This window comes from Streptomyces sp. NPDC059853 (assembly GCF_042731495.1).
GTDB lineage: Bacteria > Actinomycetota > Actinomycetes > Streptomycetales > Streptomycetaceae > Streptomyces.
The window spans coordinates 1-14749 of record NZ_JBHWJL010000120.1; the positions used below are offsets into that span (position 1 = coordinate 1).

Consider the following 14749-nt stretch of genomic DNA (forward strand, 5'->3'; position numbering starts at 1 on the left):
CCTCCACCCCTATGCCGTCCAGGTGTTCGCGCACCAGCGCACCCGGCACGTCGTCGCCCCAGGCGGTGATCAGTGTGACGGGGCGGTCCAGCCGGTGCAGGCCCACCGCCACATTGGCCGGGCTGCCACCGGGCACCGCCCGCAACTCCCGCTCACCGGCCCGCCACAGCAGATCGACCAGTACCTCACCGACAACGGTCACCCGGCCCGCGTTCATGTGCTCGCTCCTCTCGCACCGGCCAGCCGGTACGCCTCACCCGTCACATCCTCATCATCCGTCCCGCGAGGCCGGGACAGCAAGGCCACCCCGGTGCGGGTCCCGCACCGGGGGACTGTGATCCCGGACACGGGCACGTTTCGGCCCACGGCCCGGCTGGGAGGATCGCGGTCATGACGGCCGGCTTCACCGTGGACATCACGGGCACCCAGGGTATGCGGACCGGAGAGTGGGCACCGGGCGAGGAGTTCGCCATCCTCCCCGACCGGCGTTCCGCGCAGCCCGCCGCCACCACCGGTCCCGGCGGCGCCCCGCCCGCCGGCTGGGTCCGGCTCTACCCGCCCGACGATCCCGCCGTCGCGGACCCCGCCCCCGGCGGCGGTGGCGCGGCGTCCCTGGTGAAGACGGCCGCCGCTCCCCCGGCCGGCTCGTCCCCCGTCACCGTGGCGGAGGTGGAGGAACGTTCCCGCAGCGGCTCGGGCACCCCGCACCCGGTGCTCGTCCTGCACGACCGCACCGGAGCGCCGGCCGCCACCGTACGGCCGGAGGAGGCCGGGGTCGCCGAGCCGGCCCACTTCGCGGTCACCGACGCCGCCGGACTCCCGCTGTGCCGCATCACCCGCACCCGTTCCCGCCCCGGCCGCCGCGCCCACTGGCGGATCGACTTCCCCGACGGCCGGCCACCGCTCATCGGCCACCGGGGCACCTGGGCGGGCTGGCTCGGCTTCGTCCTGCTCACCCCGCTGTGGGTGACCTTCTTCCTCGGTTCCGTCCTGGTCACCCTGCTGACGCTCGGACACGTGGGGGAAATGCTGGTGTGGGGCTGCCCCAAGAACGTGGTCTGGCGGCAGCCGCGCTCCCTGCCGGGACGGGGCCGGGCCATGAGCTTCAGCTATCTGCGCACCGGCTACCGCTACGACGACACGCTGCTCGACGAACGCATCGCTCACAGCATGGCGACCCTGCACTATTTCACCAAGATGCATCAGGACTGAACAGTCCGGCAGACCGAGGGAGACCGTGTGGAGACACCGCCGCCGGAACCGGCACCGCCGCGCACCGAGGAGATCACCGCCACCGACGGCACCACGGTGGTCACCCACAGCTGGCTGCCGCCCGGCGGACCCGGCGCCGTACGCGGCTGGGTGCAGCTGGTGCACGGCGCGGCCGAGCACGCCCTGCGCTACGACCGCTTCGCCCGCGCGCTGACCGGGCGCGGTCTCGCGGTGATCGCCTCGGACCACCGCGGGCACGGCGCGACCGCCGCGCACACCGGCGGCCCGGGGGTGGTGGGCGACTCCGGCTGGCGCGCGGTCGTGGACGATCTGCGGCTGACCGGCGAGCGGGCCCGCCGGCAGGTGCCCGGGGTGCCGCTGGTGATGGCCGGTCACAGCATGGGCTCCCAGCTGGCGCGCGACTACGCGCAGGAGCACGGCGAGGGACTGGCCGGGCTGCTGCTGACCGGCACCTTCCGGGCGCTGCCCGGGTGCGAGCCGCTGGGCGCGCTGCGCGCCCTGCGCGCCGAGATCGAGCGCGGCGGGCGGGCGGCGGCCTCGCCGTTCGTGCCCGAGCTGTTCGGGTCGTTCAACGACCCCTACCCCTTCCGCACCGGCTTCGAGTGGCTGAGCCGGGACGAGGCCGAGGTGGACCGCTACGTCGCCGACCCGCGGTGCGGATTCCCCTTCAGCGCCGGGCTCGCGCTGGACTGGGTGGAGGGCAACCGCAAGATCAACGATCCCGCGCAGCAGGCCAGGATCCCGCGCGATCTGCCGGTGCACGTCGCGGTCGGCGACCGCGACCCGTGCCACGCCGGGATGTCACTGGTGTACGGGCTGCTGGAGGACTTCCGCTACGCGGGCACCCGGGAGCTGAGCTGGCGGGCCTACCCCGGGGCCCGGCACGAGATCCTGAACGAGACCAACCGGGACGAGGTCACCCGCGATCTGATCACCGTGCTGGAGCGCTGGATCTGACGGATGGGCGGCGGCGGCCGGGGAGAACGGGGGTTGAGGAACATCCGAACGAAAGCCGGCGCTAAGGATCAGTCGGCCCAGGTGGGCGGCTGACGGAGCGTCGGCGGGCAGACCCGTCTGAAGTCCTCCCGCGGATAACACCTCATTACCTGCGGGAACTTGATTCATCACCTGCGGTGATGTTCTCCGGGCCGTGCATGAAACGGCCCCGGTATCCGTGGCAAGGGGGAAGCGGTGCCCACCGTCGTGCAACTGCCGGCCGGGAAGGCGTTGACCGTCCGCGCGGCGGCCGACGCCTTCCTCGACTCGCTGCGCAATCCGAACACCGTCCGCAGCTACGGAGTCGGCGTCGGCAAGACCGCCGAGCGGATCGGGGAGGCCCGCCCGTTGGGGTCGGTTGCGGATGACGAGATCGGCGAGGCCTGGAACTCCTGTGGGGCACCACGGCGGTCAACACCTGGAACGCCCGCCGGGCGGCGGTGCTCTCCTGGCTGAGCTGGTGCGCGGAGTACGGCTACGACGCCCCGGCGGTCCCGGCGTGGACGAAGCGCCTGGCGGTGCCGGACTCCGAGACCCCGGCCCGCTCCAAGATGGCCGTGGACCGGCTCATCGCCCGCCGCGAGGTCCACCTGCGTGAGAAGGCGCTGTGGCGGATGCTCTACGAGACGGCCGCCCGCGCGGAGGGAATCCTCGGTCTGAACATCGAGGACCTGGACCTCGCCGCCCGCCGCTGCCCGGCCAAGGCCAAGGGCGCCCGCAGCAAGGCCCGCCGACGCGGACAGGCGCGCGAGAACTTCCTGCTGGAGACCGTCTACTGGGACGCCGGCACCGCGCGCCTCCTGCCCCGGCTGCTGCGCGGCCGCACCCGCGGGCCGGTGTTCGTCACCCACCGGCGGCCCGGCCCGGGGAAGGTGGTCAGCCCGCGCGACGTGTGCCCGGACACCGGCCTGGCCCGCCTCTCCTATGGCCAGGCCCGCGCCCTGCTCGACGAGCACACCGCCGTGCGCGGGCCGGGGACGGGCTGGGACTGCACGAGTACCGTCATTCCGCCCTGACCCACCTGGGCGAGCAGGGCGCCTCCCTGCTGATGCTGATGGCGAAGTCGAGGCACAAGAAGCCGGAGAACGTCCGCCGCTACTTCAAGCCCTCCCCCGAGGCGATCTCGGAGCTGACCAGTCTGCTCGCACCTGGCGACAGCCGCCGGTGAATGTGCGGTGCTGCCGTGACCGGTGCGTATCCGCGTCTCCCCCGGTCCGATACGGGCCGTGGTGGGGCTGGGGCACTTGCTATAATCCACACGTCGGCCTTCGGCGCCCCAGGTTGGGTGCGCGCGAAGGCTTTTTTCATGCCTTCTGACACATCTGCCCCCGGCACACCTCCCACCACCTACCGTCACCTGCTCCGCAACCGTGAGTTCGTCGGCCTGTACGCCAGCTTCACGCTGACGGTCGCCGCGAGCACCTTGTCGGGCTTCGCGCTCGGCACGCTGGTCAACCAGCAGACCAAGTCCCCGTTCCTGACCGCTGTGAGCATGTACGGCGCCACCTTCGCGACGGTACTCGGTGCGCTGACGCTGATGTCGGTCGCGGACGGAAGCCGTCCTCGCCGGACCCTTGTCGCGCTCCAGTGCGTCTCCCTCGTAGGTGTTGCCGCACAGGCGGTTCCAGGGCTGCCGCTCGCCGCCCGGTTCGGTCTGCTGCTTGTACTGGGGTTCTTCCAGTCCCTGGGAACGGGCACCCGGATGGGGCTGCTCGCCGAGGTAGTGCCGACCTCCGCCTATGCACTGGCACGTTCGCTGATGAACATCACCGCGGGAGGCATGGCCATCCTCGGCTACGCCATCGGCGCCGTACTGCTGCGGTACCTTAGCCCGCAGGAGGTCTTCGCCGTCGCGACCGCCCTGACCGGCGGTGGATTGATCATTGTGGCGGTGACGGTCCGGGAACGCTCGATCCGTCTGACCCGGCGCCCCGGACTGCGCCGGACCTGGACGACGAACATCGAGCTCTTCTCCCACTCCGGCCAACGCGCGCTGCTGCTGAACCTGTGGGTCCCCAACGGTCTGATCGTTGGCTGCGGGGCCCTGTTCATCTCCTACTCTCCCCATCACGCCGGCGTCTTCCTGGCCGCCGGATCGGCAGGCATGCTCCTCGGTGACCTTGCGGTCGGGCGGCTGTTCACCGCCGAGCAGCGGCGCCGCTACGCATTCGCCCTGCGACTGCTGCTCGCCGCCCCCTACCTGCTGTTCGCCGTCCACCCGCCCGTGCTGGTGGCGACCGCCGCGGTGTTCATCGCCAGTGCCGGATTCGCTGCCACCCTGCCGCTCCAGGAACAGCTTCTGGAGTTGACCCCTGATCCGGTCCGTGGCCAGGTCCAGGGAGTTGAGTCCGCCGGCCGGATGACGTGGCAAGGTATCGGAGCCGCGATCGCCGGCGGCATTGCCCAGCACTTCACTGCTGGCACGGCCATCACCTTTGTGGCCGCCGTCTCCATCGCCATCACCGTCTTCTCCCGGCCCTTCGTGGTCCGCGCCCGAGCCGTCCGCATCCAGGCAGCCAACGCGTAGAGTTCCCACGACGGTGCGAGCGGCGGGCGCGGCCAGACGCGCCCGCCGCGTCTCGCTACTCGTCGACAGCGTCCGGCGCATGGAGTGGCCGCATTCCGCCGGGCAGGTCGGGGAGCTGGAAGGAGTACCGGCCCAGCACGGTGGCGCACGAACGGGGAGAGCCGGGCCACGTCCTCGTCGCGGACCTCGAAGCCATCCGCGCGCAGCTGGTTCACCGCGGCGTCCATGTAGCGGGTGTTGAACAGCACGAGTGCGTTGAGGACCAGACCGAGCGCGCCGATCTGATCCTCCATGCCGTCCTGGTAGCGCTGGAAGAGCTGCCCGCCCGACCGTGGAAGATCTTCCGGGCGAGGGAGTGGCGGCCTTCCTGGAGGTTGGCCTGCACCTTGATCTGGCGGCGGTAGCCAGGTTCGTCGGCCAGGCGCAGGATGTGCAGAGTCTTGGCGATCCGGCCGTAGTGCGCGATCGCGTCGCCGAGCGGGGTGGGCCGCCCCTCGCGCGACAGCATCCGGATCACGTCGTACGCGCGCACCGCGCCGGTGTGACGCGTCCGCGATGCCCAGCTGCTCGGCGAGATAGTCGGCGACCTCCGTCGGCACGTCGGTCGGGTCTTCCAGGAACACCCCGAGATACCGCGCAGTCGTGAGCTGGGCCGCGAAGCCCAGCAGGTTGTGCGCCCGCCGCTTCGGCTCGATCAGCGCCCGATCCGCGTCGTCCAGGAAGAAGAACCGCTCCAACTCTGTACGCGACGGCGCCCCGTCGTACGCCGCGTACGCCGCAGCCTGCGAATCCGTCAGAAACCCGACCGGCACCCCGGGCCTCCAGACAGTCAGTGATCAACACGACTGCCGAAGGCTCCGCCCCCACAGACCCCAGGTCAAAGCGCTCTCAGACCTGCGAAGGGCTTAGCGCCGGTTTTTGTTCGGATGTTCCTCAACCCCCAGAACGCGCCGGTCTTGCCACCCCCTCCGTGGGGGGCGAGGAGATGGCAAGTCCGTGCGCCATGCACCTGTCAGCCGAAGTTCACGTCGCTGCACAGGTAGTACGTCTGGTCCATGTGCCCGGCCCGCCAGATGGTGTACACCATGTGCCGGCCGGTACGCCCGGGAGCGGAGGCGTCGATGGACACCGTCACCCCGCCGAGCTGCGGTTCGGTGGACGGGGTGCCCTCACCCGGGGCGTAGGCGCCGGTGGTGCGCACCAGCTCCAGGTCGCTCCACTTGAGGGCCTGCGTCGTCGGGTCGAAGCCCTGCTTGGTGACGTAGATCTGGAAGTACGTGGCGCCGTGCAGCGCCGCGTCGTGCACCCGGACCGTGAAGTTCGCGCTGCTGGCGATGTTGGTCGCCTCCCAGGCGCCCACCGTGTCCATGGACCGGTACCGGCCGCCCTCGGCGCGGCCGCCGCTGCACAGCTGGCCGTCCGGGATCGCCGCCTGGTGGTTGTTGTTCACGCCGTCGCGGTACAGACCGTTCCAGTTCCACATGGCGTTGGGGTTGTCCTGCCAGGCCTGCCAGCACATCGGGTCTTGGTTGGCCATGTTGGGGTTCTGGAAGTCGTGGCCCCAGCGCTTCCAGCAGCTGTAGTTGCGGGACATCGGATCGATGGTGGAGCCGTGCGCGGCGGCGGTGTCCGCCCACGGGATCAGACACAGCAGCGCGGCTGTCGCCACCGCGAGGGCCCGTAACAGGCCCGAACGGCGTTGGGGTGCAAGGGAATGCATGCCGACCCTCCATTGATGCGGCTCATGAATGGGAGCGCTCCCAGAGTAGAGCCGGGCCGACCGCCCGAACAGATGCGGGACCTGATCGACTCAGGCCGGGCCACCGCCGGGCACGGGCGGATCGGGGAAGGAGAGCCGGGAGAGGAACTCCGGGGTGCGGCCGGCCGGTTCCGCGCTGGCGCACAGCGTGTCCATCACCGCCAGGTAGTCCTCGACGTCGTCGCGCTTGTCGAGGTACAGGGCGCTGTTGAGCTGTTCGAGATAGACGATGTCCGGCAGATCCGGTTCCAGGAAGCGCAGGATGGTCACCGGAGCACCGGCCGTGGCGAGTCCGCCGAGGTGGAAGGGCGCGATCTGGATGATGACATTGGGCAGTTCGGCCAGCTCGCGCAGATGGTCGATCTGGGCGCGCATCGCCGCCGCGCCGCCGAGCGGGCGGTGCAGCGCGGCCTCGTCCACCACGGCCCACAGCTTGGGGGCGCACGGCCGCCGCAGCAGTTCCTGCCGCTCCAGGCGCAGTTCGACGCGGCGGTTGATCTGCCGGGGTGTCTCGCGCGGATGGCCGAGCGCGATGCAGGCCCGCGCGTAGTCGGGGGTCTGGAGCAGCCCGGGGATGAACTGCACCTCGTAGGTGCGGATCACCGAGGCGGCTTCCTCCAGGCCGATCAGCGTCTCGAACCAGTTGGGCAGGACGTCGCTGTACTTCTGCCACCAGCCCGGGTTCCCGGCCTGCCGGGTCAGTTCGAGCAGTTCGGCGCGGCGCGGGGCGTCCACGACGCCGTACAGGGTCAGCAGGTCGGCGACATCGCGCTCCTTGGCGGCCACCCGGCCCAGTTCCAGCCGGCTGATCTTCGCGTGCGAGGCGCGGATCGCCCGGCCCGCCTCCTCCGGACGGATGCCGCGCTCCTCACGCAGCCGGCGCAGCTGGGTGCCGAGCACGATACGCAACGCGGTGGGGCCGCTCCGTGCGTGGGAGAGCAGATCCGTCACGGAGGAGACGCGGCCGGGTTCGGCTGAGGCCATCTGGGTTCCCCTGAGTGGTTGAATGAGCGCCCAGTGTCGCACTGTACGACCGGGTCGTACAGCAACGCCCATGCCACTCAGGGGTGCTTCTGCTCCGGGGTACGGGTGTTACCCGGTGATTTCGGTCAGATCGTCGAAGTCACCGTCCTTGGCGCCGTTGATGAAGGCGCTCATCTCGGCCCGGGTGTAGATGAGCGCGGGCCCCTGCGGATCGCGGGAGTTGCGCACGGCCACTCCCCCGTCCGCCAGCCGGGCCACCTCGACACAGTTTCCGCTCGGGTTGCTGCGGGCGCTCTTGCGCCAGACCGCACCCTTGAGCCGCCCGGCGGGAATCCCGTTGGCGAACTGCGGCATAACTCCTCCTCGTCAGCGTCCGGTCCGGCCGCCCGGTGCGGGCGGCCCTTCGGATCCAGACCGATTACTTCCCCCGTCGGCGCGTGTTCTTGCATCTGTTCTTGCATTCGTTCTTTCAGATGTACTTGCAGCGATACGCTCGGTTCAGTGAGGATAGACACAGCGGAGTCGTCGCGCAGAGTCAACGTATGGCAACACAGTGCAGCGGAGGACCTATGCCAGCTCACTCACCGTGGTGGACACCGGGGGACGCACGGGGGGACCGGGTGAGCGGGGCGCGGGGCGCGGCGGCGCTCACCCCGGCGAGGGAGCCCGGCCTGCCGCCGCTCCCGGCGCTGCCGCCCCTGGGTGGGCTGTCCGCGCGGTCCGCGTCCAACGGCGGCGGGCCGGTGCGCGGTTCGGACGGGGCGGAGCCCGACGCGGCGGGTTTCGCCACCTTTGCGCTGGCCGACTCCCCCGCCTCCCCGGGCAGTGCGCGGGAGCTGACCCGCAGCACGCTGGCGGGCTGGGGGCTCGCGGGGCTGGCGGAGGACGCGACGGTGATCGTCTCGGAGCTGGTGACGAACGCGCTGCGCTACGGTGCGCCGCCGGCCGGTGCGGCGGCGAGTCCGCTGCCGCCGGCCAGCGCAGACCAACCGTTTCTGCTGAGCCTGGTGCACTGCGGCGGCTCGGTCCTGTGCGCGGTCTTCGATCCGGGCAGCGCGGTCCCGGTGGTGCGCGAGCCGGACTTCTTCCAGGAGTCGGGGCGCGGTCTGCACGTCCTGGAGTCACTGGCGCAGACCTGGGGCTGGACGGCGCCGGACGTCCACGGGAAGGCCGTCTGGGCGCTGCTGCCGCCGCTGGAGCCGGACGGGCCGGCGGAGCAGGACGCGTCGGCGTACGGCGCGTCGGTGTCGGCGCACGGCGGTCCCGCGGCCGGGCGGGAGGAGGCCGAATGGACGCCGCTGACGCGGCTGTTGCTGTTGCTCGAACTGCTGAGCGGGCCGTCCTGGCTGAAGGCGCTCAGCACCCGGGGCACGGAGAATTGAGCCCGGCGGCCGGAGCCCGCGACGGGGGCTGAGGGCGGGCGGGCACGGGCAGAATGACGGGGCCATGCCATAGACCGGCCCTCCCGTCGTCCCCAGGAGTCCGCCATGCGACTGTCCCGGTACGGATCCGCGCTGTTCGCCCTGCTGACCACCGCGCTGCTGCTCGGCGCCGCGGCACCGGCCGCCGCGACCGCCACCACGGTGCGCGGCGGCGACCGGGTGTACAGCGCGGCCGCCACCTGTGTCGTCGCCTTCAACGCCCGGGACGGCGGGGCCCAGCGGTACGGGCTGCTGCCCGGTGGCTGCGGGGGCCCGGGCACCACGTGGTACGCGGACCCCGGGCTCACGGTCCCGGTGGGCACCACCTCGGCCTCCTCGTTCCCGGGCGGCGGCTGGTCCCTGCTGCGGTACGCGCCGACCGTGACGGCGCCCGGCGAGATCTCGGGGGGCGGTGTCCCGCAGCCGATCGTCTCGGCCGCCCCGCCCGCCGTGGGCGGCCGGGTGTGTCTCGCGGGCCCCACGACGGGCCTGCGGTGCGGCACCGTCACCGCCGTGAACCAGACGATCAATGTGGGGGGCGCGGTGTACACCGGGGTCTTCCGTACGGACCTGTGTGTGGAGCCGGGCACCGGTCCCGGCGCTCCGGCCTTCTCCGGAAGCACCGGGCTCGGCATGCTGATCGGCGGCTCCGGCAACTGCGCCACCGGCGGCGTCTCGTACTATCTGCCGCTGGTCCAGGCGCTCAGCGCCTTCGGCCTCACCCTGGCCTGAGCCGGCGGCCGGTGTCTCCCGGCCGGGCCGTGCGGCCCGGCCGGGAGAGCGTGCTGTCGTGGTGCGGACCGGTCAGCAGTAGAGGTTGCCGCCCGGGGTGGTGCCCAGGATGGCGGAGAAGTTCTGGAAGGTGGTGACCCGGCTCTGGACCTGCCCGGGGTTGCCGCCGTTGCACTCGATGCTGCCGTTGATGCTGCGGATCGACTCACCGAAGCCCGCGCCCGACACGATGGCCTGGTGGCCGCTCATGGTGCCGGCGCCGGATTGGGTGTTCCAGAACCACAGGGCGGTGCGCCAGGCGACGGCCGCGTCGTTCTGCACCAGCCAGGGGTTGCCGAGGAGATCGATGCCGAGGGCGTCACCCGCGGCCTTGTAGTTGAAGTTCCAGCTGAGCTGGATCGGTCCGCGGCCGTAGTAGGCGGCCTGGCCGGCGGGGCAGCCGAAGGGCTGGCTCCAGTCGCAGTAGTGGGGGTAGTTGGCGGTGTTCTGCTCCACGATGTGGACGAGGCCGCCGGTCTCGTGGCTGACGTTGGCGAGGAACGCCGCCGCCTCCCGGCGCTTCACCTCCTCGCTGCCGGTGTTGGCGAAGCCGGGGTAGGAGCTGAGGGCCGCGACCAGGCCGCTGTAGGTGTAGAAGGAATTCCGGTTCGGGAACATCCGGTTGAACTGGGCCTCGCTCACGACGAAGGAGCCGGGCCCGGGGTTCTGCCCGCCGCCGTCACAGGTGTACGGGTGCCAGTACCAGTAACTGATCACCGGGTCGTAGCCCGGGTTCTCGTGCTCCGCGCGGTAGTAACTGCCGTTGTAGCGCACGATGCTGCCCGCCGGGTACCAGGTGCCGGCCACCCAGTCGGTGGCCGTCGCGCAGGTGGTGCCCGCGGCCTGCTGGGGTGCCGCGTTCACCGCGGGGACCAGTGCGGCGCCGAGGCCGGTGGCGAGCAGGACGGCCATCAGTAACCTGACGATGTGTTGTCTCAGCACGCGGTTGCTCCTTGGGAGAGGCGACGGCGGGTCACGGCCGCGCCGGCGCCGTGGGGGTGTTGCCCACACTGAAGCGCGCCCGGGAATCCCCCGTCAAGGTCTAGACCAAGTCACCGTCTTCCGCCGTACCGCGCCCCGGTGGTGCGCGCCGTTCCCTCCGTTCGCCGGGACTTCGCCCCGAGTTTGGCATGAACACTTCCTTCAACGCGCGTAGCTTGCTACAAGTGCGGCAGCACACCTGCTCGTTGGAGGCCCTGTGAGACTGACCAGATCCCTGTCGGCCGCGTCCGTTCTCGTTCTCGCCCTGCTGCTCGGACTGCTGGGCATCGGCCCGGCCCAGGCGGCCGCTCCCGCGTACGTGGCCCTGGGGGACTCCTACTCCTCCGGCAACGGCGCCGGGAGCTACATCGACTCCAGCGGTGACTGCCACCGCAGCAACAACGCCTACCCCGCCCGCTGGGCGGCGGCCAACGCCCCCTCGTCCTTCACCTTCGCCGCCTGCTCCGGCGCGGTCACCACGGATGTGATCAACCAGCAACTGGGCGCCCTCAACGCGTCCACCGGCCTGGTGAGCATCACCATCGGCGGCAACGACGCGGGCTTCGCGGACGCCATGACCACCTGCGTCACCAGCTCCGACAGCACCTGCCTGGCCCGGCTGGCCACCGCGACCGACTACATCAACAACACCCTCCCCGCCCGTCTCAACGCGGTCTACAGCGCCATCCGCGACCGCGCCCCCAACGCCCGGGTCGTCGTGCTCGGCTACCCGCGCATGTACCTGGCGTCCAACCCCTGGTACTGCCTGGGGCTCAGCAACACCAAGCGCGCGGCCATCAACACCACGGCCGACGTCCTCAACTCGGTCATCTCCTCGCGCGCCACGGCGCACGGCTTCCGCTTCGGCGACGTCCGGCCCACCTTCACCAACCACGAGCTGTGCTCCGGGGACGACTGGCTGCACTCGCTCACCCTGCCGGTGTGGGAGTCGTACCACCCCACCAGCCGCGGTCACCAGAGCGGCTACCTTCCCGTGCTGAACGCCCACGCCTGATCACCGGCGTGCGGCGGGGGTGGGGGGCCGGGGCCCGGGGGGCCGGGGGCCCCCCCCCGCCCTGTGCCGTACGCGGGGACGGCGGGGTGTGCGCGGGCGCGCTCAGGCGGCGTCCGGGGCCCGGTCGAGGATGGTGCGGCGCGGGTTGGCGGTGCTGCCGGGCAGTTCCTCGGAGGGGGTGTACGTGACGGGGGTGGGCGTCAGCTCGTCGGCGTCCCGCAGGTGGGCGAGGGTGGTGCGCCGGGGGTTGGCGGTGGAGCGGACGCTGAGGGTGCTCTTCACGGATGACCTTAGATCGAACGGCTGCTTGTAAAGCCTGACACTAGGTGCCGTATACCCCCGAGCGTTCCTTATCGGCCAGGGCCCATCTGTGATTTTCCTCACGAGCGGCATGGCAAATGCCGCATAACGGACGTGAGTTGGGGTAGCGGAAACAGGTGCACAGTGGGGAAAATCGTACAGACCTTCCCGCCCGGCTCGTTCACCGGTGTATCGATTCGATGGCGATGTAGTGGAGAAATGTCCGCTATGCCTGCTCCGCGCTTCCACGGGAGGTAGTGGGATGCCTCCGGAGCGTCATAGATGTCACGGGACCATTCCGGGCCCTTGTTGGAGATCGGCCACTGTGCTGGAATTCCACGGACCGCCGCGTGACACGAGCTCATGTGCAGGGCGCGCCCCAAGCGTCACGCGCTGGCTGAACACCGGACACGCCGGTTACCGACGACCGCCGGGGGGTCGTATGCCCCTGGCTCGATACCGTCACGCCGCATCGCGGCGCGACGCCTGGTCCAGAGGTTGCGACGCATAGTGCAGGGACGTTTCAAGAGGGAAGGCAGCGCTGCGGGGGAACCGGAGCAGGGTGGTGCCACTCACCGTGGCTCCTCCGGCGGATCTGCCTCCGGCGGCGACCCGGCGCGCTCCGCGCCCGGTAGCGGGGAGACCCAGGCCGACCGGAGCGCCACCCAGGACGACCCCGCGGCCCCCGCCGAAGCCAGAGGTCCCAGCCGGGCCGGATCCCGGCTGGCGCTGCGCAACTGGCGCATCAGCACCCGCCTGGTCTCGCTGATCGCCCTCCCCGTGATGGCCGCCACCGTGCTGGGCGGCCTGCGGATCCAGTCCTCGATGGACGACATCGAGCAGCTCGACACCATGCAGCTGCTCACCGACATGACCCAGCAGGCGACGCTGCTCGCCGCCGCCCTCCAGGAGGAGCGGGACCGCTCGGCCGGTCCGCTGGTCGCGGGCCTGAGCGCCAAGAGCGACGAGATCGCCACCGCCCGCGAGCGGACCGACGACGCGCGCGCCGCCTTCAGCGACGCCACCAACGCGATCACCGCCGACGACGAGGTCATGCGCGGCGTCCAGGCCACCGTCCTGGACATCAGCCGGCAGCTCACCGGCATCAAGGAGATCCGGGACGAGGCGTACGCCGACCCGGAGTACGTCTCGCAGACGATCATGCGCTACAGCGACCTGATCGACGCGCTGCTCTCGCTGTCCCAGGACATGGCCCAGGCCACCAGCAACAGCGAGATGATCCGCTCCACCCGCGCCCTGGCCACCTTCTCGGCCGCCAAGGAGCACGCCTCCATCCAGCGCGCCGTCATCACCGCCGGCCTCGCCCGCGGTGAGCGCGACGGCGACGAGATGGGCCTGTCGCCCAGCGACTGGCGCTACGGCAAGACCCACGCTGCCAGCGAGTCGGCCGCCCTCAACAGCTTCACCCAGATCTACGGCGACGACGTCGCCGCCAGTGGTCTCCTCGACCCGCTGGAGGGCGGCATCGTCAACGTCGTGTCCGCGGACACCTACCGCGACACGGTCTTCGCCGCCCTGGACGGCATCCAGCGCCAGGACCGCTCCTACCGCGACTGGTTCGACCAGGACCGCACCAAGATCGACGCGATGAACGCGATCGAGCGGACCCTGATCACCGAGATGGAGGAGCAGGCCCGCGATCTGCGCAACGAGGCGCAGCAGGAAGCCATCCTCAACGGCGCCGTCGTGGTGCTCGTCCTCGGCATCTCCCTGGTCGGCGCCTTCGTGGTGGCCCGCTCCATGGTCCGCTCGCTGCGCCGCCTCCAGGACACCGCGCAGGAGGTCGCCCACAAGCGGCTCCCCGAGGTCGTCCGCCAGATGTCCGAGGCGGAGCCCGAGGACGTCGACACCTCCGTGCAGTCCGTCGGTGTCCACACCCGCGACGAGATCGGCCGCGTGGCCGAGGCGTTCGACGACGTCCACCGCGAAGCCGTCCGGCTGGCCGGTGAACAGGCCCTGCTGCGGGGGAACGTCAACGCGATGTTCACCAACCTCTCGCGGCGCAGCCAGGGCCTCATCCAGCGTCAGCTCTCGCTCATCTCCGAACTGGAGTCCCGCGAGGCCGACCCCGACCAGCTCTCCTCGCTCTTCAAGCTGGACCACCTCGCCACCCGTATGCGCCGCAACGGCGAGAACCTGCTGGTCCTCGCCGGCGAGGAGCCGGGCCGCCGGTGGACCAGGCCGGTGCCGCTGGTGGACGTGCTGCGCGCCGCCGCCTCCGAGGTGGAGCAGTACGAGCGCATCGAGCTGAGCGCCGTCCCCAAGACGGACGTGGCCGGCCGGGTCGTCAACGACCTCGTGCACCTCCTCGCCGAGCTGCTGGAGAACGCCACCTCCTTCTCCTCGCCGCAGACCAAGGTCAAGGTCACCGGTCACGCGCTGCCGGACGGCCGGGTGCTGGTCGAGATCCACGACACCGGCATCGGGCTCTCGCCCGAGGACCTCGCCGAGATCAACGACCGGCTGGCCAACCCGCCCACCGTCGATGTCTCCGTCTCGCGCCGGATGGGCCTGTTCGTGGTCGGCCGCCTGTCCCTGCGGCACGGCATCCGCATCCAGCTGCGCCCCTCCGACTCCGGGGGCACCACCGCGCTGGTGATGCTCCCGGCCGAGGTGGCCCAGGGCAACCCCGTCCGCACCCCGCGCCCCGGCGCCCAGCCGGGCGGCATGCCCGGCGGCGCGCCCGGCGCGCCCGGCGCGCCCGGCGCGCAGAGCGCCGCCGCCGCCCCGCCCCCCCCCCC

General features: G+C 71.2%; 13 protein-coding genes and 3 pseudogenes. 8 read left to right on the forward strand and 8 right to left on the reverse strand.

The annotated features are described in order from the left end of the window. Positions 1-217 (reverse strand): PfkB family carbohydrate kinase (locus tag ACFV5N_RS15040; protein WP_385599023.1); only part of this gene is annotated, 217 nt, incomplete at its 3' end. Positions 218-390: 173 nt separating this feature from the next. On the opposite strand from ACFV5N_RS15040, the gene ACFV5N_RS15045 reads away from it, so the two are divergent. The 4 genes and pseudogenes from ACFV5N_RS15045 (at position 391) to ACFV5N_RS15060 (ending at position 4756) form a co-directional block, all read left to right on the forward strand. After that, entirely contained in the window at positions 391-1212 is an 822-nt protein-coding gene (locus ACFV5N_RS15045) for a hypothetical protein (protein WP_385599026.1), read from the forward strand. A gap of 27 nt (positions 1213-1239) precedes the next feature. Beyond that, the gene (locus ACFV5N_RS15050) at positions 1240-2190 is read left to right on the forward strand and encodes an alpha/beta fold hydrolase (protein ID WP_385599029.1); all 951 of its coding nucleotides are present in this window, start codon (positions 1240-1242) and stop codon (positions 2188-2190) included. Positions 2191-2424: 234 nt separating this feature from the next. Next, a pseudogene (locus ACFV5N_RS15055) lies at positions 2425-3397 on the forward strand (tyrosine-type recombinase/integrase). Positions 3398-3535: 138 nt separating this feature from the next. Further along, positions 3536-4756, forward strand: a complete 1221-nt coding sequence (locus ACFV5N_RS15060) for an MFS transporter (RefSeq protein ID WP_385599032.1) — start codon at positions 3536-3538, stop codon at positions 4754-4756. 203 nt (positions 4757-4959) lie between these two features. Here ACFV5N_RS15060 and ACFV5N_RS15065 read toward each other — a convergent pair. From ACFV5N_RS15065 to ACFV5N_RS15085, 5 genes and pseudogenes are all read right to left on the reverse strand, one after another. Then, a pseudogene (locus ACFV5N_RS15065) lies at positions 4960-5264 on the reverse strand (Tn3 family transposase); the annotation flags it as partial. 85 nt (positions 5265-5349) lie between these two features. Next, a pseudogene (locus ACFV5N_RS15070) lies at positions 5350-5568 on the reverse strand (DUF4158 domain-containing protein); the annotation flags it as partial. 200 nt (positions 5569-5768) lie between these two features. Then, positions 5769-6476 carry a lytic polysaccharide monooxygenase gene (locus tag ACFV5N_RS15075; protein WP_385599035.1) on the reverse strand — a complete coding sequence of 236 codons (708 nt, stop codon included), beginning with the start codon at positions 6474-6476 and terminating at the stop codon, positions 5769-5771. A 90-nt stretch (positions 6477-6566) separates the two neighbouring features. After that, positions 6567-7499: a helix-turn-helix domain-containing protein gene (locus ACFV5N_RS15080; RefSeq protein ID WP_385599037.1), complete on the reverse strand. Its 933-nt coding sequence runs from the start codon at positions 7497-7499 to the stop codon at positions 6567-6569. A 108-nt stretch (positions 7500-7607) separates the two neighbouring features. After that, on the reverse strand, positions 7608-7853 hold the full coding sequence (locus ACFV5N_RS15085; protein ID WP_385599040.1) for a DUF397 domain-containing protein: 246 nt from the start codon (positions 7851-7853) through the stop codon (positions 7608-7610). Between the two features lie 266 nt (positions 7854-8119). Between ACFV5N_RS15085 and ACFV5N_RS15090 the strand changes: the two genes are divergently transcribed. Both ACFV5N_RS15090 and ACFV5N_RS15095 read left to right on the forward strand, forming a co-directional pair. After that, complete coding sequence (locus ACFV5N_RS15090; protein WP_385599043.1) at positions 8120-8881, forward strand: ATP-binding protein; 762 nt, start codon at positions 8120-8122, stop codon at positions 8879-8881. 105 nt (positions 8882-8986) lie between these two features. Next, complete coding sequence (locus ACFV5N_RS15095; RefSeq protein WP_385599045.1) at positions 8987-9652, forward strand: S1 family peptidase; 666 nt, start codon at positions 8987-8989, stop codon at positions 9650-9652. A gap of 72 nt (positions 9653-9724) precedes the next feature. Here ACFV5N_RS15095 and ACFV5N_RS15100 read toward each other — a convergent pair whose 3' ends face one another. Then, positions 9725-10603 carry a glycoside hydrolase family 19 protein gene (locus ACFV5N_RS15100; protein WP_385599055.1) on the reverse strand — a complete coding sequence of 293 codons (879 nt, stop codon included), beginning with the start codon at positions 10601-10603 and terminating at the stop codon, positions 9725-9727. 286 nt (positions 10604-10889) lie between these two features. On the opposite strand from ACFV5N_RS15100, the gene ACFV5N_RS15105 reads away from it, so the two are divergent. After that, a complete protein-coding gene (locus ACFV5N_RS15105) occupies positions 10890-11687 on the forward strand; it encodes an SGNH/GDSL hydrolase family protein (protein ID WP_385599048.1) in 798 nt (265 codons plus the stop codon). A 102-nt stretch (positions 11688-11789) separates the two neighbouring features. On the opposite strand, the gene ACFV5N_RS15110 is transcribed toward ACFV5N_RS15105, so the two are convergent. Continuing rightward, positions 11790-11969: a hypothetical protein gene (locus tag ACFV5N_RS15110; protein ID WP_385599051.1), complete on the reverse strand. Its 180-nt coding sequence runs from the start codon at positions 11967-11969 to the stop codon at positions 11790-11792. Positions 11970-12497: 528 nt separating this feature from the next. On the opposite strand from ACFV5N_RS15110, the gene ACFV5N_RS15115 reads away from it, so the two are divergent. After that, on the forward strand, positions 12498-14749 hold a 2252-nt coding region (locus ACFV5N_RS15115; RefSeq protein WP_385599053.1), incomplete at its 3' end, for a nitrate- and nitrite sensing domain-containing protein.